Here is a 20,478-nt window from a genome sequence, read left to right on the forward strand (position 1 = left end):
ATTATATAAAGAAATGAGGAGGTTTTAAAGTAATGCCTAAATTTAAGACAAAAAGTTCTTGGAAGAAAAGAGTTAGGTTTACAGCTACAGGAAAGATAAAAAGAGGAAAAGCATATAGAAGTCATTTGCTTAACTCTAAAACTACAAAGAGAAAAAGACAATTGAGGAAGTCGGCTTTAGCACATGTGTCAAATGCAATTACAATTAAAGCTATGATTCCTTACAAGAGGAAGGGGAGAAGGTAATAGATGGCTAGGATTAAAGGTGCAGTAAAAACTAGAGCAAGAAGAAAGAAAATATTAAAGCTTGCTAAAGGATATTTTGGAGCAAAGAGCAAGTTGTTTAGAACAGCAAAACAGGCGGTTATGAAATCACTTGTTTATGCATATAGAGATAGGAGAACTAAAAAGAGAAATTTCAGAAAGTTATGGATTGCTAGAATAAACGCGGCATCGAGAATAAATGGATTATCATATAGCAGATTTATGAGTGGATTAAAAAAATCTGGGATTGTTTTGAACAGAAAAGTATTAGCGGATATGGCAGTAAAAGATGCGAAGGGCTTTTCACAATTGGCAGAGAAGGCTAAAGCTGCGTTGGCACAATAATATTTTTTGTGATATAATCTTAAAAGTTGTTAAAACTTTAGTATTTATAGATGCTTAGAGTTTTTTTAAAAAAAGAGGTTTAATTTTGTTTACTTGTTGGAATTTGAAAGCAAAAAATTTTTTAATGGAATCTTATTTTGGACGGACTATACCATTGTGAATACAGTGTGTAGTTCGTTTTTAGATATTATGAAAGGTGAAATTTAATGATAAGAGATATACCAGTTAGCATACAAAAAGAAATACGGTTATTGCATAGAAAAAAAGGCCGTGATGACAAACAAAAATTTTTCGTAGAAGGAACGCGTATTGTAAAAGAGGCTATAAAGGAAAACGTAGAAATAGATTATGTTGTTATAACTGATTTGATTGAAAAGACTCATTTGTTGGTAAAGTTGTTAGAAGATAGAGGTGTAGATATATACGTATCAACGGATAAGGTTATGAAGGAGTTATCTGATACTGATACGCCGCAGGGAATTATAGCGGTTATACCATATTTAAAAAATGTTGATAATCCATATGATGATGTGGTTTTAGTATTAGATTCGATACAGGATCCAGGGAATATGGGGACTATATTAAGAACAGCTGATGCAGCTGGTGTAAGTAGAGTAATAATGTCCAAAGGTTCTGTAGACGTATATAATCCAAAAGTGCTAAGATCTACTATGGGATCTATATTTAGAGTACCAATAGAAAGACATAGTGATTTAGAGAGTACCATCTTAGAACTAAAAAGAGAAGGGTATATCACGTTAGCTATGCATTTGAAAGGTCAAAAGAATTATTATGATGTTAATTTGAGAAATAAAGTGGTAATAGTAGTTGGAAATGAAGCTAATGGTATGAAAGATAATATTGCAAACGTTTGTGATGAGTTAGTCAAAATACCGATGAGAGGGAGAATAGAGTCTTTGAATGCGTCAGTATCAGCAAGTATTATGATGTATGAAGTTTTAAGGCAAAAGATGAAATCAATATAGTAAAGGAGATGTGGTTACAATAAAGAATCAGATTGAACAAAAACTTTTTTCATTACAAGATGAAGAGTATCGCAATTTCCAAAGTAAATTAATACCGACAGTTGAGGCAAAAAGTGTTATTGGAGTAAGGACACCAGATTTGCGTAAATTTGCGAAAGTTTTGGTTAAGAAAGATAATATAAATTTTTTCCTAGATGATTTGCCTCATAAATATTTTGAGGAAAATCAGTTACATGCGTTTATTATTTCTGAGACACAGAATTATTTACTATGTATAAACAGATTGGATATTTTCTTTCCATTTGTAGATAATTGGGCTACATGTGATCAGATGTTACCTAAAGTTTTCAAAAAGAATAAAAAAGATTTGATAGTTCATATAAAAAGGTGGATTGAGTCTGATTATACATATGCAGTACGATTTGCAATTGGTGCTCTTAAGAATCATTTTTTAGATGATGATTTCAACTTAGAGTATCCATTAATGGTGGCAAAAGTAAAAAGTGACGAGTATTATGTAAATATGATGATTGCGTGGTATTTTGCAACTGCTCTTGCAAAACAGTATGACCAGGTTATCTCTTTTATCGTAAATAGGAAGCTTCCTAAGTGGACACACAACAAGGCAATTCAAAAAGCAATAGAAAGTAATAGAATAAAAAAAGAACAAAAGGAATATTTAAAGGGCCAGAAAATTTAAAAAGCTGATAGTAGGGAATATAGTCTACTATCAAGCAATGTTTTTAATTACGTTATGAAGTTTTGTTAAGTCATTCATAAGCGAATCAAATGTGTCTAATTTAAGTGATTGTTTACCGTCACATAGGGCATTTATAGGATCATTATGTACTTCAATCATTAGTCCATCACATTTACAGGCAACAGAAGCCATAGACATGCTAGAAACATATTGCCATTTTCCTGTTGCATGGCTTGGGTCAACTACAATAGGAAAAGATGATAGCTCATGAATAACAGCTACACTACTTATGTCCAAAGTATTTCTAGTGGATGTTTCAAAAGTTCTGATACCGCGTTCACATAGAACTACATTAGGATTTCCAGATGATGTTATGTATTGTGCGGCAAGAAGCCATTCTTCTACAGTAGAGCAAAAACCTCGTTTTAGTAAAACAGGTTTTTTGCATATACCAACTTCTTTTAAAAGATTAAAGTTTTGCATATTTCGAGCTCCTATCTGTAGCATATCTGCATATTTGCTAACTAATTGAACATCACGAGTATCCATAACTTCTGTTACTACAGGAAGCCCAATTTCTTTACTTATGCTGGATATAATTCGAAGTCCTTCTTCTCCAAGGCCTTGAAAAGAATCAACAGAAGATCTAGGCTTGAATGCACCACCACGTAACATACAAGCGCCAGATTTTTTTACACCGAGTGCAATGTCAAGATAAGACTCATACGACTCAATAGCACAAGGTCCTGCAATAACTAATAAATTATCACTACCGAATAAAACATTACCAACACTTACAGTATTCATAAAAACTTCCTTTCTAAACGTTAAACCTGAACAAAGTAACATCTCCATCTTTCATTACATAATCTTTGCCTTCAGACTGAACAAGACCTTTCTCACGAGCGGCATTGACTGAACCGCATTTGATCAAATTATCATAAGACACAATCTCTGCACGAATGAATCCCCGCTCAAAATCTGTGTGAATCTTTCCGGCAGCTTGTGGTGCCTTTGAGCCTTTTACAATGGTCCATGCTCGTACTTCGTCAGGACCTGCAGTTAAAAAGCTAATTAGTCCTAATAGCCTGTAGCTAGAAGTAATTAATTTATCCAAGCCTGAAACCGATAAACCAAGTTCTTGTAAGAATTCTTCTCTTTCAGAATCATCCAATGTAGCAATTTCCTCTTCAATTTTTGCGCATATAACAACAACTTCTGCATTGTCAGATTTGGCAAATTCATTGAGTTCTACAACAAAATGATTAGGAGATCCATTCATATCATCCTCTGATACATTAGCTACGTATATAACAGGTTTAGACGTTATCAAAAACATTTGATTAACCAAATGCTTTTCATCATCGTCAAGATCCATATTTCGAACAAGCACACCTTTTTCAAGGTTAGACTTTATTTTTTCAAGGATGGCAAGTTCTATGGAATACTTTTTGTCTCCAGTTTTAAGTAATTTTCGAGTTTTATCAATTCGCTTATCAACAATTTCTAAGTCAGAGAAGACAAGTTCTAAGTTAATAGTTTCAATATCGCGAACAGGGCCTATATTACCATCGACGTGAACGATATTTGTATCTTCGAAGCATCGAACGACATGAACAATAGCGTCTACTTCTCTTATATGTGATAAAAATTTGTTTCCAAGACCTTCTCCATTGCTTGCACCTTTAACCAATCCAGCAATATCAACAAACTCTATTGTTGTAGGTACAACTTTTTTGGGATTATATATTTTAGCAAGCATATCTAACCGATTGTCAGGTACAGTAACAATTCCAACATTAGGTTCTATTGTGCAGAACGGATAATTTGCACATTCAGCACCAGCTTTTGTTATAGCATTAAATAACGTACTTTTGCCTACGTTAGGTAGGCCGACTATTCCTAGTTTCATAAAAAAACCGTTCCTTTCGTAATTAAAGTAACACACAAGTGGTATTATATAATAATTTATATCGGAAATCAACCATAATAAGGGAAGAATTGAAGGGGCTCCTCTTGACAATATCAATATACGTATTATAATAGAGTATGTCTTAAGAAAAAGAAGGGGAGGAAAGATAAAATGAGCTTTGAGAGTGGTAATATATCAATTAATACTGAGAATATATTTCCTATAATAAAGAAGTGGCTTTATTCGGAGAAAGATATTTTTTTAAGAGAAATAGTTTCTAATGCAAGTGATGCAATAAATAAAATGAAGAAGTTAGTGTCTATGGGAGAAGCATCTTTAAAGGATGATGAAGAATACAAGATAAATGTTTATGTGGATAGACAAAAGGGTCTGTTACGAGTAGAAGATAATGGGCTTGGTATGACTGCTGAAGAAATAAAAAAATATATTAATCAGATTGCATTTTCTGGTGCAAAAGATTTTTTGGAAAAATATAAAGATAAAACAGATGAGGGCCAGATAATAGGTCACTTTGGTTTGGGATTTTACTCTTCATTTATGGTATCGGATAAAGTCGAGATAGAGACTCTATCATATAAAGAAGGGGCAAAGGCGGTTAAGTGGACAAGTAAAGATGGAACAGATTATGAAATAGAAGATTCACTAAAAAATACTAGAGGAACTATGGTTACAATGTATTTGTCTGAGGATAGCAAAGAGTTTCAAGAGGAATATACTGTGACAAATGTATTGAAAAAGTATTTTTCGTTCTTGCCAGTTAATATATATCTTATAAATGTTGATGGAGTGAAGACAGATCCGTCTACATTAACAGATGAACAACAGATAGAGCTTATGAAGGAAGAGCTTAAAAAGAATGCGGAAGAAGAAGAAAAGAAAGATGAGGTAAAGGATAAAGAAAAGAGCGGACCTACACCATTAAATGATACAAATCCGTTGTGGTTAAAAAACCCAAATGAATGTACAGAAGAGGAGTATAAGGATTTTTATAAGAAAACGTTTAATGACTATAATGATCCTTTATTCTGGGTACACCTTAATATGGATTATCCATTTAATTTAAAGGGTATATTATATTTCCCAAGGTTGAAGCATAATTTTGAGACTGTAGAGGGAAGAATAAAGTTGTACTATAATCAAGTTTTTGTGGCAGATAACATAAAAGAAGTTATACCAGAGTTTTTGTTATTGCTAAAGGGATGTTTGGATTGCCCAGATTTACCACTTAATGTGTCAAGAAGCTTTTTACAAAGTGATGGCTATGTGAGAAAAATATCTTCACACATAACCAAAAAGGTTGCGGATAAGCTGATATCTATTTTTGAAAATGATAAGGATTCATATTGCAAATATTGGGAAGATATACATCCATTTGTTAAATATGGCTGCATGAGGGATGATAAATTTTATGAGAGGGTTAATGATGTAGTTATATATAAGACAATAAATGGAGAGTTTTTGACATTAAAAGAATTTATAGCTAAGACTAAAAAAGAGGGAACAAAAGATGTTGTTCCATATGTATCAGATGAGCAGCAGCAATCGCAGTACATAAAGTTGTTCAAAGAAAATAATATGGATGCTGTGATATTGCCAAGTATGTTAGATAACCAGTTTATAACATTTGTTGAAACAAAGGAAAATGATTTGCAATTTAGAAGGATTGATTCTGAAGTATCAAGTTCATTAAAGGAAGATGGAGAAGAGGATCTTAGTGATAAACAAAAAGATCTAGAAAAAATATTTAAAGAGAATCTTAATAATGATAAGCTAAAGGTTAGTTTACAGAGCTTGAAAGCACAGGATGTGCCAGCTATGATTACATTGTCTGAGGAACAAAGACGATTCCAAGAGATGAGTAGAATGTATAGTGGTGGAGTTGATATGAGTGCTATGTTTAAAGATGAGGTTACGTTGGTGCTAAATAACAATAACAAGCTTATACAGAATATACTTGCCAATAGTGATACAAAGAAGGATGAAGTGAAGCTTATGTGTGAGCATATTTATGATTTGGCTATTATGAGCCATAGACAATTGACCTCAGATGAGATGACTAAATTTATAGAAAGAAGTAATAAATTATTAGAGATGATATAGTGGAAATATCAGTTGTTGTAAATATTTAACAACAACTGATATTTAGCTTTAATGCGTGGGTAGACAAGGGTTCTAATGTTATTTTTACTAAAAAAACAAAAAAATTTTATTTTTTTTTTGTTAACATATTGATTTTTTTGTATGACATGTTATAATAAGATTATGTTTTAGATTTTTTTGTAGTGTTTGGAGGGATTATAGATGTTGGAAGTAGGTAGAGATTTTGATAATGTAGCATACATACAGAGTCTCATAAAAGATTATAAAAATAAAGAATGCAAATTAAAACACATAATAAATAATCTAAACTTAAAGAAGAAAGTATTTTCTACTCTAGATAGATATTATAATATTGTATGTAGCGCAAAAGAAGATCTTTGTTTGTATGAGAAGAGTTTTTGGTTTAGACATTTAAGGTTTTTGCCAAAAGTAAAGGATAATTATGATAAAATGAATAGTAGATATATTTCAAGTTTAGCTAAGTTTAAGAGTGAGTTGAATAAAAGGAGCATTGTGGACGAAAAGGAATACCATGTCATGGTGAATAATTTTAAAAGAAATTACGCTAAGTTAGGGAATTTTGAAAGTAAGCTTTGTGACATAGAAAAGGAGAGAGAGAAGTTAACAGATATATTAAAAAGTCTAAATGTGAGAGTATTTGACGAGTATTTGTTTGATTTGCCAAAGGGTGTTCTTTCGGTAGTTAAGAGTTTACCGAGTGAGCAGGTGTTAGTGCTAAAAAACCTTAATTTGCCGCGGGTAGATTATAAGAGTTTGTCTTCGTTGTATGATGAATACTCGATGTCGTTGGCAAAATTTAAAGAGAAGTATTTAATGGCATCTCGTAGTCTAGTAAGTTTTTCTAACGCGTCGCACGCTATATCGTTGTATAAGAGAGCTTGCCTTGATAAAAAGTTACTATCGGCTGAAGATGGTAAGAAGTTGGTTACATCGCTTAAGAGTTTTATGCATAAGCATAATATAAGAAATATGAATGAAATAAATGATAGACAACTTGAGTTAAAAAAAGAGATGGACCTTGCATCGCAAAATATAGAAGAGATGTCTACCAAAATGGAAAAGTTGTATCCATTGATAGATAAGTTTAAGGATATTGATGTGAGTGAAAAAGGTTGCAATGACTCAGAGTTAGAGAAAATTGAAGAGAATACTGAGAAGAAAGATTTACTTTTAGAGGTAGCCAAGGGGATTACAAGTGGTTGTGAACAAACTCGAGTGAGAAGAGGGTTTGTTGTTTAGATAAAAAAGAGTTTTTTTAAAAAAAGTTCGGAAAAATAAGAAGTGTACGAAAATCGTACGCTTTTTATTTTTTTTTGCGAAAATATGCAGTAATTAGGATTTGTAAGAGAATCTTAATTAAAAAATATTTTTAGTTTTAAAAAGAGGATTTTTAATGCTTCCTGTCAAAATAGTTACTAGGGAATATTGGAATAGAATTATTGAGAGGGGGAGAAAGAGAATGAAAGAAATTTCAAAAACAGGGCTAGAGGGATTAAAGAAAGATATAAAAGAGACTAAGGAAGATGGAGATAAAAGATATTATTCTCAAAGATTATCAGGTTATGTGAAAAATAAAGTCAATAACTTAGATCCAGAAAAGCTTGCTAATAATGAAAATAAAAGTTTTGCTAAAAGATGTATAAGATTGATAAAGGCGTTAGGAGGAAATCTTAGTATTTTATTGGGAAGATTTTTCCAAAAAAACAATCAAGAAATGGCAATTTTTGTGATGAAATGTGGGGCTAACTTCAAAATGGCTATAAAGTGGTTATTAAGGCATAGTATAAAAGTAAGTAAGTATGCTAAAACTAATATTTTAACTAATGAATTTGTAGATACGATTAACGAGTATGTGCAGGGTGCAATAAATCAAAGGGATTTATTAAAAAAAGGTATTGAGATAAAAAAGAAAATAGATGAATTTTTAGATAAAAAAGTAAAAGCAGGAAATTTAAAAAAATGCAAATCATTAATACAAAAATTTGTAAAGATTAATCCTTTGTTGTCTATGGCATTGGAAGTATTAGATAAAGCAAGGAATATTAATGTTAAAGAGATAAAAGAAACTGTAAAGGATGCGGCTTGGTATATGGACAAAGCTATTATAGCACAGGAATGGATTGAGGAATTCTTAAAATCAAGCTTGGATAATTCCTTAAAAGTGGCAATTGAAAATAAAAAGTGGGATATAGCTAAATATATGATAAGTTGTGGTGCCGATAAAGAATTAGTATTAATGGATATGATTAAAGATAATAGTATAAATGAAAAAATTAGTTTACTCGAAAAAAATGGTATAGCAACAAAAGGTGAAATAGATGGCTTAAAAAATAAACGTACTGAAACAAAGAAAGAGGCAAAAGAGGAAGATAAGAATAAAGAAGTAGCAAAGAAAGAAGAAAAGGCAGAGCCTTTAAAGAAAGATGTAAAAGTAGAGCTTCCAAAGAAAGATGTAAAAGTAGAGCTTCCAAAGAAAGAAGCAAAAGTAGAGCTTCCAAAGAAAGAAGCAAAAGTAGAGCCTCCAAAGAAAGAAGAAAAGGTAGAGACTCTAAAGAAAGAGGTGAAAGTAGAGCCTCCAAAGAAAGAAGAAGAGGTAAAGCTTCCGAAGAAAGAAGAAAAAGAAGAAGTAAAAGTTATGGAACCAGAGAACAAAGAAAAAGAGGTACCAAATATTAAAAGCTTAAAAGAAAAGAATAGACGTTTAGCAAGTGCGGAGATATTAGAGATGTTAAAGAATGAGGAAAAGAAAGAAAATAGAAAATCGTCTAATAAAAATAAAACAAAGGCTAAAAATAGGCCAAAAGGAATTATTGTAAGACTTAAATTAAATGATAACGTAGACCACAGAAGAAAAACAATGGAAAAAGAGCCAGATCTTCCTTTATCATGGTAGTGACATACTCACCCTACCTACGCCTCAAATTTTTGCCATAAAATTCTTGGCGTGATGGTAGGGCTTTTTTTTGAAACAACGTGTAAGTAGTTAGTTTTTTTAGATAGCACCAATTGTGTTAAGGCAGTATGAGCTAATCCTGCAAATTATCTTTTTTTTACTTCGTTTGACTAATATTAGTTTATCATATTACCCCAATTAAGTCTTCTTATAGAAGTGAGGGGATTTAAATATTAGATAAATTAGGTTTGTGGATTAATTATAAGGATGGTATGAATTATATTTAAAAGGGTACTAGTTTTATAACATACTTTTTATTTGTGCCACCTTCAATAGATATATTAAAACGGTCTGGTAAACGATATTGATTTAAAGGGAAATTATCCTTTAACACGTCGACATAATAATTACCAGGCTTTGTTTTGAATACAGATATACCTTTAGTATTGGATACAGAGTATATATTTTTAGAGGCATTGTCTGTTGGAATAAGACATAGGGATATGTTAGGGTATGGCATATTAGTTGAATCAAGAAATTCAATAGAGACACTTCCCAACTTGTTATCTACGTACGTAGCACTTTTAAGTTTTAATAGTACATTTATGGTTTTAGCTGTATCAAAACTAATTCTGCTACGCCGAGGCAAAACATACTCTGGTGGGAATAGATCACTAACAAAGTCCAAATAAAAATGCCCCTTATTCGCATTAAAAGTAAGGGATCCATCCGAATTTGATTTTGCCATTGTGCTAAAATAAATACCATCCTTTGATATACCAGACATAGATACTGCAATGCCTGGTATTGGCATTTTTGTCTTGGCATCTATTACAGTAACTTTTATATCATATATAGTTTCGTCAAAAGCGGAAACGACAGCCTCGCTTGGACACACAATATTATTAAAATTATTCATGATTAAATTATATATTAAGTGAAGCTTATAAGTAAGGCACATTACAATTATTATAAATATTACCGGATATAGAAGATGATTATTTTGTTCTTCTAATTTTGATAAGAACGAAATATTTTTTGTGAATTCAAAAAGTTTTGATGATTTACTCAAAAACAATATTAAGGCAAATGAAACTATTGTGGTCAAAATTAGTAGTAATACGATAGGTATTACAAGGTTAATAGTATAGTTGCAAAGCATGCCAGAAAAATGGGTAGGAATTTTTTCAAGCAACATATTATTAGTCACAAAGTAATATAATACTGCACTTATGCCAATACTAGTCATTAACGAAAAAATCCCTAGAAATATCAAATAACGTTTGACTAATATATACATAGAGTGTGAACTTTTCATAAATATAAGGTTTATAAAAAAGATAGTCAGTGTTACCATAAAAATATATAATGGTATTTGATGTATTAAAAAATATACAAATTTAATTACAAACAAAATATTTATAATATTATTAAAACCAAATGTTAGTAGAATAGTACTAGCATTTATTTTTTTTAATGTTTTTAAATTAGGTGAAGACATGGTTTTAGATATCTTTTCTACATCAGCATTGTTTATGTTAGGAAAAGATACATCAGGTAAAAATTCTCTGTTACCAGAAAAGTATGAGAACAATTCATTTCGCATAAGTTCTAAATTTAATGTAACAAATCGTAATGATATAGATGATTTTATTACCTTGATAAGATCAGATTCGAGTGGATCAGAAGTACTATTTGATAAGATCCGGTCAGAAAAACAATCAATACTGTCGTTTATATAATTGTATGTGTGTACACATACATTATGACGCAAAAAAAGTGCACGGTGAAAATTGCAGTTAAATACCGTAACACGAACCAATAAACACATCACTACGATTAAAGTAAGTAATGCCAAACAAAAACCTTGTATAGTAAACAGAAAATCTTTTGCTACAAGCTTTAGTTTATTCAAAATAATCCTCCTGTAGATAAAATTTTTCTACGAACAATTTTACCATATATATTATGCCAACGCAAGCATGAAGCAAAGAGATACTGGTTTTTGCAACAGGAATTTAAACATTATCTTGAATTAATTTTGCAAGTATAGTAGAATGATACTTGGGCTAGAGATTTTAAAGATGAGCGACTGTGGTGGAATAGGCAGACACGTACGTTTGAGGGGCGTATGCTAAATGCATGTGGGTTCAAGTCCCATCGGTCGCACCAGATGTAAGATTGATATATGACCAATCAGCAATAAAGGTAGGGTGAAGTTAGATGAAAAGGCTGTTTGTGAATGAAATAAGATTTAGTAAGGATGAGGTAGATAGCAATATATATCCATTTAATATAAAATGTTTAAGAGGTTTTGAAAAATTGAGGATAGATAGTCCTGTTACTTTTTTTTGCGGAGAAAATGGAGCTGGTAAATCTACATTGATAGAAGGCATTGCTATTGCTTTAGGATTGAATCCTGAAGGTGGTAGTGATAATATGCAATTTTCAAACTATGACGATTATTCAGATTTGTATAAGTATTTGACAATTAGTAAATTTGGAGTACCTAAGACGAAGTTTTTTTTAAGAGCGGAGTCTTTTTATAATGTTGCAACAGACATTAGCAAAAATGGAGATCTAGTGTATACGACTTATGGAGGAGAAGATTTACATTTGTGTTCACATGGAGAGTCTTTTTTAAAGCTTGTAGAGCATAGATTCTGGGATAATGGATTATACATTTTAGATGAGCCAGAATCCGCATTGTCTCCACAAAGTCAAATGACGCTACTTTGCTATATAAATGATTTGGTAAAGAGAGGATCCCAATTCATAATTGCAACTCATTCTCCGATATTATTATCTTATGAACGCGCCCAAATAATTGAAGTAAGTAAAGAGATAAAAGAAATAAAGTATGAAGATACAGAAGCCTACCAAATATATAAGTATTTTTTGAATAATCCTTCCAGAATGCAAAAAGCCTTATTCGAAGGGTAGATGCTTAAACTTAAATTATGTTTCTCTTATTTTATTCATAGTACGTATTACGTAGTTTTTTAATTTGTTATCGAATTCTTCTTTTGATACTTCACTTTGTTCTATCATAGATAATCCTTTTTCCCAGCTGGCGGTTAGTTTTGGGTCCAATAATTCTTTTGCAGTTTTTTTAACAAGATTTGCTATGGCAAGGCCTTTTTTTGTTGGAGTTACAGCCTGAGTTTTTTTGTTTATGTCGATGTATCCAATATTATGTAGCTTTTTTATAATGCCAGCTCTTGTAGCAGATGTACCTATGCCACATGTCTTAATTTGTTCACGAAGTTCTTCATCCTCAATAAACTTACCAGCTTTTTCCATTGTTATTATCAATGATCCATCGGTATATCGAAGAGGAGGTTTAGTTTGCTTTTCTAAAAGATCAAACCCTGTTACGTCACATTCTTCTTTTTTGGTGAGAGCACCGAGATTAGACAAAGTTTCCTCTTTTGAATTTTTGGATGGCATATTGTATACTTCTTTCCAACCAATAGTATCTAGAGTTCTGGAATTAGTAATAAATAGCTCATTGTCTATTAGTGTTTCAACTTTGATTGTGTTGTATATGGCGTTTGGATAAAACATAGCCAAAAATCTTCGTACAATTAGGCAATATACTTTTTTGGTATTCTCATCTAGTCTATTTACATCAGGCGATACGTAAGTAGGAATTATGGCATAGTGATCTGATACTTTGCTATTGTCTACGTATCTTTTTGTTTTTGAAGTAATTTTTAATGTGCCAAACGTTTTTATTTTTGCTACGTATTCTTTAAAGTGTGTATTTTTATATAAGCCATTTAAAATCTCAGGTAATGTTGGCACAATATCTGTAGTTATTACACGACTATCAGTTCTAGGATAAGTAATATATTTTTTCTCATACAGACTTTGAGCTATCTCTAATGTTTTATCCACCGGTATCTTAAATTTTTTATTAGCTTCAGATTGAAGTTCTGCCAAATTAAATAACAAAGGTGGTAACTCATTTTTTTTCTTTGAGGTGATTTTTTGTACGCACCCAATTTTGTTGGATAGCGTATCTATGAGTTTTTGTGCAATTTCTTTTGGCATATCATCATCAGTATTTTTGTCTTTTGTGGTCCATTTGCCAGTATAGTCTACATTGTTTGTGCGTGAGTGAAAGTGCGCAGCAACCTCATAATGGGTTTTTGGAACAAAGTTTTTTATCTCATTCTCCCTGTTGGCAACTAGACCTAACACACATGTCATAACGCGACCTATCGCAATTAGAGAACTTTTTTCTTCATGCAAATAAGACGAGAGTTCTTTTCCGTAGAGACAAGTGTATAATCTACTAAAATTTATACCAAATAGCCAATCTTCTTTTGCACGACTGTACGCAGAGTCGGAAAGAGCATTGTAGTCTGATATGTCTTTTGCGTTTTTAAGACCATCCAAAATAGATTCATCTGTATAGGAAGAAATCCATACGCGAAGAGCTGGCTTAGTGCACTTGCTCTCTTGATACACCAGTCGATATATATATTCTCCTTCACGTCCGCTGTCGGTGCATACGTATATTACGTCAACATCTTCTCGATTGAATAATTTCGTGATAGTGTCGAACTGTTTGCGTATACCATCATCATCTATGACAGTATATTTGTATTCAGATGGAATAATAGGTAGATCTTCTATATTCCAAAATTTATAGCGCTTGTCATAGCCATCGGGATACACCATTGTAACAAGATGGCCAAAGCACCATGTTATTATATATTTATCATTTTCACAAAAGCCAAGCGTGCGATCACTTTTCGAAATAGCAAGACCCAAAACTTTAGCGAAACTTGTCGCGACGGATGGTTTTTCTGTTATTAATAATTTTTTGCTCAATAATATACCTCCTAAATATACCACTAGTAAAAAGTGTATCACAAAAATAGTAATAACATCAAGTAATATTTTTGATTACAATGACCGATATATTTTTTTGAAATGGGTCATAAAGAGAGGTGATATGAGTGATATCTTTACTAGTGATACTTGCTATGGTTCTTATGATGTGTATAGACGGTTATTTGAGCAAGGCATTTGGGTGGATATTAGACAGGATAACATTGTTTTTACATTGCGCTTTTACATGGGTTATAAACGCATGTACTTCTGATTTTATAATAGGAGAGGAAATGTACAATGATAATTTTGTGCTAAGTGTTTTGAATTTTGCTAGAGAAGAAATTGTTACGATATCAATTTTATTACTCTCTTTAATAGCAATGTGGCAGTTATTTAAAGTTTTTTGGGGTTACGCAGGTTTAAACAACGATATAGAAGAGCCGTGGAAAATAGCAATAAAAATTGTTATATTTGCTACATTAATAAGAAGTTCGTATGGATTATGTAAATTTATAATAACAGGACCAGTTGCTAGTATGACGACTACCATAAGACAAATAGAAACTAAAGTTGAAAATAGGCAAATAAAGCAAACGGACAGAAGTGGAACAGTTGCGGCTAATACGAGTTTTGCTATAATAACTAATCTTAAAGATTACATAACATCATACGGGAATTCAGGACTTGCATTTTCAATTGTAAAGGACATAATTATTCTTTTTATAGATTATAAAATGCTTATGTTTATTCTTCTATTTGCGCAAAAGTACGTAAATATGATTGTTTATATAGTAATATCACCGCTTGCATTTGCATTTGGTGTATCTAGATCAACATCAGACATATTGTCGTCTTGGATAAAATTATTTGCAGGTGGTATTGCAATGCAGTTATTCCAAATTACGCTTCTTAGGGTATTAAATGCTTATTCTAGTGTTATAGGTGCAGCTAGTAGGTTTGATTGGAGTTTAGTGTTTGTTTATTTTGCTGTAGCTATGGTGACTGATAAAGTAGAAGAAATTTTATCTGAATTTGGCCTATCAGGAGGAATAAGATTGCATTTTGGTATAGGGGAGAATACAAAAATAGCTGGAGTAATGATGCTTAAGAGATTAACCAAGTAGAAATTTAGGCAATAAATGAAAGGAGAATGAATGATGTCTACCATAGGGAATATAGCATTACAAGTAATATCAGTAATATTAAAATTCATAATACCACTTATGACAAGCATAATTGATATTATTATTACATTTATATTCACAATTGTGCATGCAGGTTGTGTATTTGTTATAAAGAATGTAATGGGATTATTTATGATAACTGAAAAATCAATTTTTGATGATAAAGCGGACGTTGTTCCTCTAATGATTAACACATATCTGCCCAATTTTAGATCAATGGCGATTTCCATTATTGCGTTAATAGTGGCATGGAACTTATTCAAAACATTTTTTGAGTATGCAGGATTATCGTCTGAAGCAGAGGAACCTTGGAAGATAGGAATAAAAATTATGATATTTGCTGCATTGGTTTGGGAGTCAAAAAATATATGTAGATATTCAATAAGACTTTTTGAAAAGCTTATGGATGTAATAGAAATAAAGGAATTTAGTTTTACATGGTTGGATAGTCTTAAAAACAGGTTTGAAAGTTTTGATTTAGGTGCTTATGCAGGTGCGATTTTGCAGGAAGCATTGCTAAGTAAGGTACCGCAGTTGATTATGTTTTTGTCTTTATTAATAATAGATTTAAAACTTATATCCGTAGTTATAGATCTTGCGGAGAAGTATATTCGTGTAGGATTTTTGATTATTATATCACCATTATCAATGGCGTGTGGTGTGGCAAAATCCACTAGCCAAATATTTACTGCATGGGTGAAATTATTTTCAGGAACTCTTGCAAGTGTATTTATAAAGTATTTTTTAATAAAGATTTTACTTGAAAATAGTGGGACAATTTTAATGAATACTAGGTATAACGTTTTACGTTCAGCTATTATTTTGATAGCATTTACAAGTTTAATACAACAATCAGATGAGTTAATAAAAGAATTAGGATTCCAAGCGGGAAGGACAATAGGAAGAGGAACGGGTGTAGTTTCTGGTTTGATAGGGAAAGGAATGGGGTTACTTAAGTAAATAGTTAAGAAAGGAGATATGATTATGTGGCTTGTGTGTGCGGGATCTTTAACAAGTATATTTACGGCTTTAGTAGATTATTTGGTATCAATGATCCTGGGAATATTTAATGTTAGCATAAATCTTATTGTGGCAGTTTTTGTTGATGCAATGGTATGGTTATTCCACACATGCATGTTAAGGCCACTTATCACTGAAATATATGGTGTATTTATTTTAAAAAAAGATATATTTAATAATGATGAACTAATGGGACTAATACTAAACTTTTGCCATGAAAAATTGATGTTAATAGGACTTGGGATAATAGGACTTATAGCAGCATGGCAACTGTTTAAAACATTTTTTGCACATTTTATACAGACAGAAGTTGAGGATGGATTTAAAATTGCCTGTAAGTTATTGATTTTTGCAACACTTATTTACAGTAGCAAAACTTTATGCGTAAAGTGTGTGGGAGTTGGTGCTGAAGTAGTGGAAGCGTTGGGCAAAATAAATACGTTTGCGACAGTAACAATAAAAAATGGAGAGGAAGTAATAGAACAAAATTTAATACCCCAAAAAATGGGTGTAAAAGATAAAATAAGTGGCATGTTCGATGTTATGGAAAATTTAAACTTTTCAGCATTTAGCACAGGAGGGGATATGCTAGGAATATTTGATATTGTGAAGTTTGTATTTATATTAAAGATAGATTTGGAACTTTTAAAATTGGGGATTGCCATGGCAGAAAAATATGTTACGTTAATATTTATGATTCTGGTATCGCCAATTAGTTTTGCGTGTGGTGTTGTAAAATCAACTAGTAATATCTTATCTAAATGGATTAGCTTATTTATAAGTAGTATACTGTACAACATATTTCAGTTTTTAGTTATGGCACTTTTGTTCCAAGTTACAGATTTTATGACAGAGAAACAGATAGGCTGGAGTTTCTTGGGTGATTGGGTACCACCAACTTATATGCTAAAAGACGGTTGTACATTCAAATATATATGTACCATATGGGCAATTGTGCAATTAGGTAAAAACGCAGCATATTTGATAGATGAATTAGGATTTAGCTTCCTGGGTAATACTACGACATCCATGGGGACATTCACAAAAGGAGCTTTGGCGGTGGCTGGCGTAATTGGTGCTAAAACAATTAATACTTATAACAAGGGTAAAGATTTATATAATAAATCTAAAAATACGCCGCCAAGTGTTCTTATGACGCCAGGAAGTGGCCCATTAACTAATTTTGGTCAAGAAAGTGATGTGTTAGCGAATTTTAGCGATGAAAGTAGTGCATTAACGAATTTTAGTGATGAAAGTGAACCGACAACTGTGTATGATGATGAATCAACTTATTGATATGAAGACAAGATTTATTTTTAGAGGAAAGGAGAGTTAGGTCTTTATGGATACAGATATTCTTAGTGAAGATACTATAGATCTTGGCATTAGGACTGGAATAAGTGGTGTAGTAGTTGAAATAATATCTGGTCTTATTAAGACATTTCTAAATGTAGTGTTCTTGATTGTTAATCTGGGATTTTCACTTATCCTAGATTTAATGCATACAACAGCATTATGGCTTATCAAGAAGATTAGGGTTAATTTTGCTATAGATGAAACATTTTTTACCAATAGCCAAACACAATTCGGTAATGTATTGAGTGTATTTAAAGACGCGACGCAGATAGTGGGACTATCTATTATAATATTAATAGTATTGTGGCAATTATTTAAAATATTTTTTAAATCTGGTGGAATAGAGACAGACGATCCAATGAAACTAGGTGTTCGCCTTATAATATATGGAATACTTGTGGGTAAGGCATACGATATTATAAATATGATAATAGTATCTATATATTCGCCTGTTGTGAATGGATTGCTTAGTATTATATATGATTCGGATATAATGGGATTAAATAAAGATATGTCACTTACTAACGTAATGTCGATGATACTGGGAAGTTTAGGAACGGTATTAAAATTGGATAGTTCGGCACTTAAGAGCTTTGGTACATTTTCGACGTTAATACAAGGACTTGTCTTGTTGTACATTGACTACAATATCGTATTGGTTGTATTTAAATTTGCAGAAAGAGCAGTTACATTATTTATACTAACATTGATATCACCACTTACATTTGCATGCGGTGTATCCAAGAATACAAAACATATATTTGAAGGATGGATAAAAGCTTTTGTTGGTGTACTTGTTATGTATTTCGTATATAACTTAACACTTGTCCTTGTAATACTATTTTTATACTTGAGTAATGGAGGACAGTTGACGATATCAGGAGCTGTACATGGATTTAATGGCCAAACTAGTTTTATCTTTGCAACGGGCATGTTGCTTGGAATTTTGTCTATAATGGATCAAGCAGAAAATATAGCGAAAGAATTAGGATTTAATACAGGAGGGTCTGTTTTATCTGTTAAGGGTAGCATAAATTCTATAAGAGCTGGAACTAGTATGATGCAAACAGGTTGGGAAAAAACAAAAGGCTATTTCACAATGGGACTGGTAGTAGCAGGAAAACTTAATAAGATGCAAAAGAATAGAATAATAAGAAAAAGATTAAAAGAAGTACAAAAGGTTAAGATGTATCAAGAAGGACTGAATAAAAATCCACAAAATGAATTATATAAGAAGAAATTAGATAAGCATATTAAGAAATTAGATAAATTGACGGGAGAACAAGAGCTTAAGGAACAATTGAAGAAAAAAGGAAAATATGAAGATAAATTAAAGAGTAAAGATCTAAGCGAAGAGAATAGGAAGAAGTTTGAGGATAAACTTAGATCATGTAATAACAGGATAAATAGGCTTAATGAGAAGATACAAGATAAAAAAGAGGAGGAAAAAGAATATGAGGAAGGAAAAGGCGGAAGAAGAAGACTAGATAAAGTGAAGAATAAAATTGAAGATAAGAAGATGAAGATAGATGAGCTAAAAGTAGATAAAAAAGGACAAGAGATACAAAAAGAAATAGATTCGTTGTTATCGAAGGAACAGCAAATAAGACAAGCGATGTTTGCAAGTAAATTTTTCTCAAAGAAAGAGCTAGAAAACAATGCGGAATATATGGCACTTAAAAAAGAATTTATAGATGATCCAAATAAAGATGATAAATTAGGTAAATTTAAGAAAAGAGGTTTTGTTGATGCAGCAATGAATATATCTTTTGAGATAGAGAAAAAACGAAGAGAGCTTCGTAATCACTACAAAGAGGTTGATGCTGAGATTAAAAATTTACAGAAGAGTATAGCAAAAGATTCAACTGACCTAATATCAGTAAGAGGTAAAGTAAAAGATAAAAACGAGACTAAGATACAACAATTGAATGAAAAGATTAACAAATATGATCATAAGATAAAAAATCTAGATAATAAAATAGCAAAAGCAACAGGGGAAGAAAGAAAGAAGTTGGAGGATCAGAAATCTTTATTAGAAGACAAGAAAAATGCGCTTAAAGAGAAAAGAGACATGTATGCTACAGTAAATAAAAATGCTGATGATATTTATGTAGCAGAAAAACAACAGAAATTTAAGATTAATAAGTCGAAATTAATTATGAATGTGGCATCAGATATTGCCGGTGTTGATCGTAATATAGTTGATTTTGGAAAAAAGATATTAACTAAAAATAATTTAGATAATATATTAGGTGCATATAAAGAATCATTCGAAGTTGCAACTGATGCTATTGTTAAGCTATCTCCAGGAGCAGATTCGAGATTGCATTCAGTTGGAAGGAGAGAAGAAGAAAAGATCTACAATAGATATATGGATAACGAATACAAAATAAATTATGCTACAAAGAAAATAAGTTCACTAGAAAAACAAAAAGAAAGGCTTAAAGTTAATAGTGATGCATATAAGGAAATTCAGGCTAAGATAGACAAGCAACAAGTATTTATTGATAAATGCAAAGAAGATAAAAAAACGTGTTATGAAATGGCTAAAAGTAGGAAGAATGACTATGATGAAATGATGAAAAGTGAAAGCAATAAAATAAGTAGTTCTGACGAAAAGATGATAGAAGAAATGAAGAGTAGAGCTAAAAATAGTTCATATAAGTATACACAAGAGGATATAGATAATGCGGTTGCAACATCAAATGATAAAAAAATTAGAGAACAACAAAGACAAAAAAGAGAAGATGAAAGAAACAGAAAAAGGTTACAAGAGTTAATAAATAATTATGAAGGTAAGTCATAAAAAGAAGTAAATATGTGGCAAAAAAT

At 31.6% G+C, this 20,478-nt stretch carries 17 protein-coding genes and 1 tRNA gene; 14 read left to right on the forward strand and 4 right to left on the reverse strand.

Annotated elements, in window-relative coordinates; translation table 11 throughout:
* The first annotated feature begins 32 nt into the window (after positions 1-32).
* From rpmI to J6Y29_03085, 4 genes are all read left to right on the forward strand, one after another.
* The gene (rpmI, locus tag J6Y29_03070; protein MBP5426860.1) at positions 33-245 is read left to right on the forward strand and encodes a 50S ribosomal protein L35; all 213 of its coding nucleotides are present in this window, start codon (positions 33-35) and stop codon (positions 243-245) included.
* Positions 246-248: 3 nt separating this feature from the next.
* Entirely contained in the window at positions 249-608 is a 360-nt protein-coding gene (rplT, locus tag J6Y29_03075; GenBank protein MBP5426861.1) for a 50S ribosomal protein L20, read from the forward strand.
* Between the two features lie 206 nt (positions 609-814).
* The gene (rlmB, locus tag J6Y29_03080) at positions 815-1,594 is read left to right on the forward strand and encodes a 23S rRNA (guanosine(2251)-2'-O)-methyltransferase RlmB (GenBank protein ID MBP5426862.1); all 780 of its coding nucleotides are present in this window, start codon (positions 815-817) and stop codon (positions 1,592-1,594) included.
* A 19-nt stretch (positions 1,595-1,613) separates the two neighbouring features.
* Positions 1,614-2,294: a DNA alkylation repair protein gene (locus J6Y29_03085; GenBank protein MBP5426863.1), complete on the forward strand. Its 681-nt coding sequence runs from the start codon at positions 1,614-1,616 to the stop codon at positions 2,292-2,294.
* Between the two features lie 30 nt (positions 2,295-2,324).
* On the opposite strand, the gene aroF is transcribed toward J6Y29_03085, so the two are convergent.
* Together aroF and ychF are read right to left on the reverse strand one after the other, a co-directional pair.
* Complete coding sequence (gene aroF / locus J6Y29_03090; protein ID MBP5426864.1) at positions 2,325-3,149, reverse strand: 3-deoxy-7-phosphoheptulonate synthase; 825 nt, start codon at positions 3,147-3,149, stop codon at positions 2,325-2,327.
* Complete coding sequence (gene ychF / locus J6Y29_03095; protein ID MBP5426865.1) at positions 3,115-4,206, reverse strand: redox-regulated ATPase YchF; 1,092 nt, start codon at positions 4,204-4,206, stop codon at positions 3,115-3,117. Before ychF ends, aroF begins: the two co-directional genes overlap by 35 nt.
* A gap of 171 nt (positions 4,207-4,377) precedes the next feature.
* Between ychF and htpG the strand changes: the two genes are divergently transcribed.
* The 3 genes from htpG to J6Y29_03110 all read left to right on the forward strand — a co-directional run bounded on the left by htpG (position 4,378) and on the right by J6Y29_03110 (position 9,241).
* On the forward strand, positions 4,378-6,327 hold the full coding sequence (gene htpG, locus J6Y29_03100) for a molecular chaperone HtpG (protein MBP5426866.1): 1,950 nt from the start codon (positions 4,378-4,380) through the stop codon (positions 6,325-6,327).
* 201 nt (positions 6,328-6,528) lie between these two features.
* Positions 6,529-7,587, forward strand: a complete 1,059-nt coding sequence (locus J6Y29_03105) for a hypothetical protein (GenBank protein MBP5426867.1) — start codon at positions 6,529-6,531, stop codon at positions 7,585-7,587.
* 220 nt (positions 7,588-7,807) lie between these two features.
* Complete coding sequence (locus J6Y29_03110; GenBank protein ID MBP5426868.1) at positions 7,808-9,241, forward strand: hypothetical protein; 1,434 nt, start codon at positions 7,808-7,810, stop codon at positions 9,239-9,241.
* Between the two features lie 283 nt (positions 9,242-9,524).
* Here J6Y29_03110 and J6Y29_03115 read toward each other — a convergent pair whose 3' ends face one another.
* Positions 9,525-10,160 (reverse strand): hypothetical protein, encoded by a 636-nt coding sequence (locus J6Y29_03115; protein MBP5426869.1) that lies wholly within the window; start codon positions 10,158-10,160, stop codon positions 9,525-9,527.
* A 580-nt stretch (positions 10,161-10,740) separates the two neighbouring features.
* On the opposite strand from J6Y29_03115, the gene J6Y29_03120 reads away from it, so the two are divergent.
* From J6Y29_03120 to J6Y29_03130, 3 genes are all read left to right on the forward strand, one after another.
* Positions 10,741-10,983 carry a hypothetical protein gene (locus J6Y29_03120; protein MBP5426870.1) on the forward strand — a complete coding sequence of 81 codons (243 nt, stop codon included), beginning with the start codon at positions 10,741-10,743 and terminating at the stop codon, positions 10,981-10,983.
* A gap of 346 nt (positions 10,984-11,329) precedes the next feature.
* Positions 11,330-11,413 (forward strand) — tRNA-Leu (locus J6Y29_03125).
* A gap of 51 nt (positions 11,414-11,464) precedes the next feature.
* Positions 11,465-12,184 carry an AAA family ATPase gene (locus tag J6Y29_03130; GenBank protein ID MBP5426871.1) on the forward strand — a complete coding sequence of 240 codons (720 nt, stop codon included), beginning with the start codon at positions 11,465-11,467 and terminating at the stop codon, positions 12,182-12,184.
* A 15-nt stretch (positions 12,185-12,199) separates the two neighbouring features.
* Here J6Y29_03130 and J6Y29_03135 read toward each other — a convergent pair whose 3' ends face one another.
* A complete protein-coding gene (locus J6Y29_03135; GenBank protein MBP5426872.1) occupies positions 12,200-14,083 on the reverse strand; it encodes a DNA topoisomerase 3 in 1,884 nt (627 codons plus the stop codon).
* A 128-nt stretch (positions 14,084-14,211) separates the two neighbouring features.
* On the opposite strand from J6Y29_03135, the gene J6Y29_03140 reads away from it, so the two are divergent.
* Genes J6Y29_03140 through J6Y29_03155 form a run of 4 tightly spaced genes read left to right on the forward strand, consistent with a single transcriptional unit; the run spans position 14,212 to position 20,452 of the window.
* Positions 14,212-15,210: a hypothetical protein gene (locus J6Y29_03140; GenBank protein ID MBP5426873.1), complete on the forward strand. Its 999-nt coding sequence runs from the start codon at positions 14,212-14,214 to the stop codon at positions 15,208-15,210.
* 30 nt (positions 15,211-15,240) lie between these two features.
* On the forward strand, positions 15,241-16,230 hold the full coding sequence (locus tag J6Y29_03145) for a hypothetical protein (protein MBP5426874.1): 990 nt from the start codon (positions 15,241-15,243) through the stop codon (positions 16,228-16,230).
* Positions 16,231-16,248: 18 nt separating this feature from the next.
* Positions 16,249-17,586, forward strand: coding sequence for a hypothetical protein (locus J6Y29_03150; protein ID MBP5426875.1), 1,338 nt, complete (start codon positions 16,249-16,251; stop codon positions 17,584-17,586).
* Positions 17,587-17,632: 46 nt separating this feature from the next.
* On the forward strand, positions 17,633-20,452 hold the full coding sequence (locus J6Y29_03155; protein ID MBP5426876.1) for a hypothetical protein: 2,820 nt from the start codon (positions 17,633-17,635) through the stop codon (positions 20,450-20,452).
* Positions 20,453-20,478 lie beyond the last annotated feature (26 nt).

This window comes from Clostridiales bacterium, from assembly GCA_017961515.1.
Classification (GTDB): domain Bacteria; phylum Bacillota; class Clostridia; order Acetivibrionales; family RGIG10202; genus RGIG10202.

Bases quoted from the DNA above. Each gene is read 5' to 3' on its own strand.
- J6Y29_03105 (MBP5426867.1), top strand. From the start codon at position 6,529: ATGTTGGAAGTAGGTAGAGATTTTGATAATGTAGCATACATACAGAGT.
- rlmB (MBP5426862.1), top strand. From the start codon at position 815: ATGATAAGAGATATACCAGTTAGCATACAAAAAGAAATACGGTTATTG.
- J6Y29_03110 (MBP5426868.1), top strand. From the start codon at position 7,808: ATGAAAGAAATTTCAAAAACAGGGCTAGAGGGATTAAAGAAAGATATA.
- ychF (MBP5426865.1), bottom strand. From the start codon at position 4,206: ATGAAACTAGGAATAGTCGGCCTACCTAACGTAGGCAAAAGTACGTTA.
- rpmI (MBP5426860.1), top strand. From the start codon at position 33: ATGCCTAAATTTAAGACAAAAAGTTCTTGGAAGAAAAGAGTTAGGTTT.
- J6Y29_03155 (MBP5426876.1), top strand. From the start codon at position 17,633: ATGGATACAGATATTCTTAGTGAAGATACTATAGATCTTGGCATTAGG.
- J6Y29_03120 (MBP5426870.1), top strand. From the start codon at position 10,741: ATGGTTTTAGATATCTTTTCTACATCAGCATTGTTTATGTTAGGAAAA.
- J6Y29_03130 (MBP5426871.1), top strand. From the start codon at position 11,465: ATGAAAAGGCTGTTTGTGAATGAAATAAGATTTAGTAAGGATGAGGTA.
- J6Y29_03150 (MBP5426875.1), top strand. From the start codon at position 16,249: ATGATTATGTGGCTTGTGTGTGCGGGATCTTTAACAAGTATATTTACG.
- aroF (MBP5426864.1), bottom strand. From the start codon at position 3,149: ATGGAGATGTTACTTTGTTCAGGTTTAACGTTTAGAAAGGAAGTTTTT.
- rplT (MBP5426861.1), top strand. From the start codon at position 249: ATGGCTAGGATTAAAGGTGCAGTAAAAACTAGAGCAAGAAGAAAGAAA.
- J6Y29_03145 (MBP5426874.1), top strand. From the start codon at position 15,241: ATGATGTCTACCATAGGGAATATAGCATTACAAGTAATATCAGTAATA.
- J6Y29_03115 (MBP5426869.1), bottom strand. From the start codon at position 10,160: ATGAATAATTTTAATAATATTGTGTGTCCAAGCGAGGCTGTCGTTTCC.
- htpG (MBP5426866.1), top strand. From the start codon at position 4,378: ATGAGCTTTGAGAGTGGTAATATATCAATTAATACTGAGAATATATTT.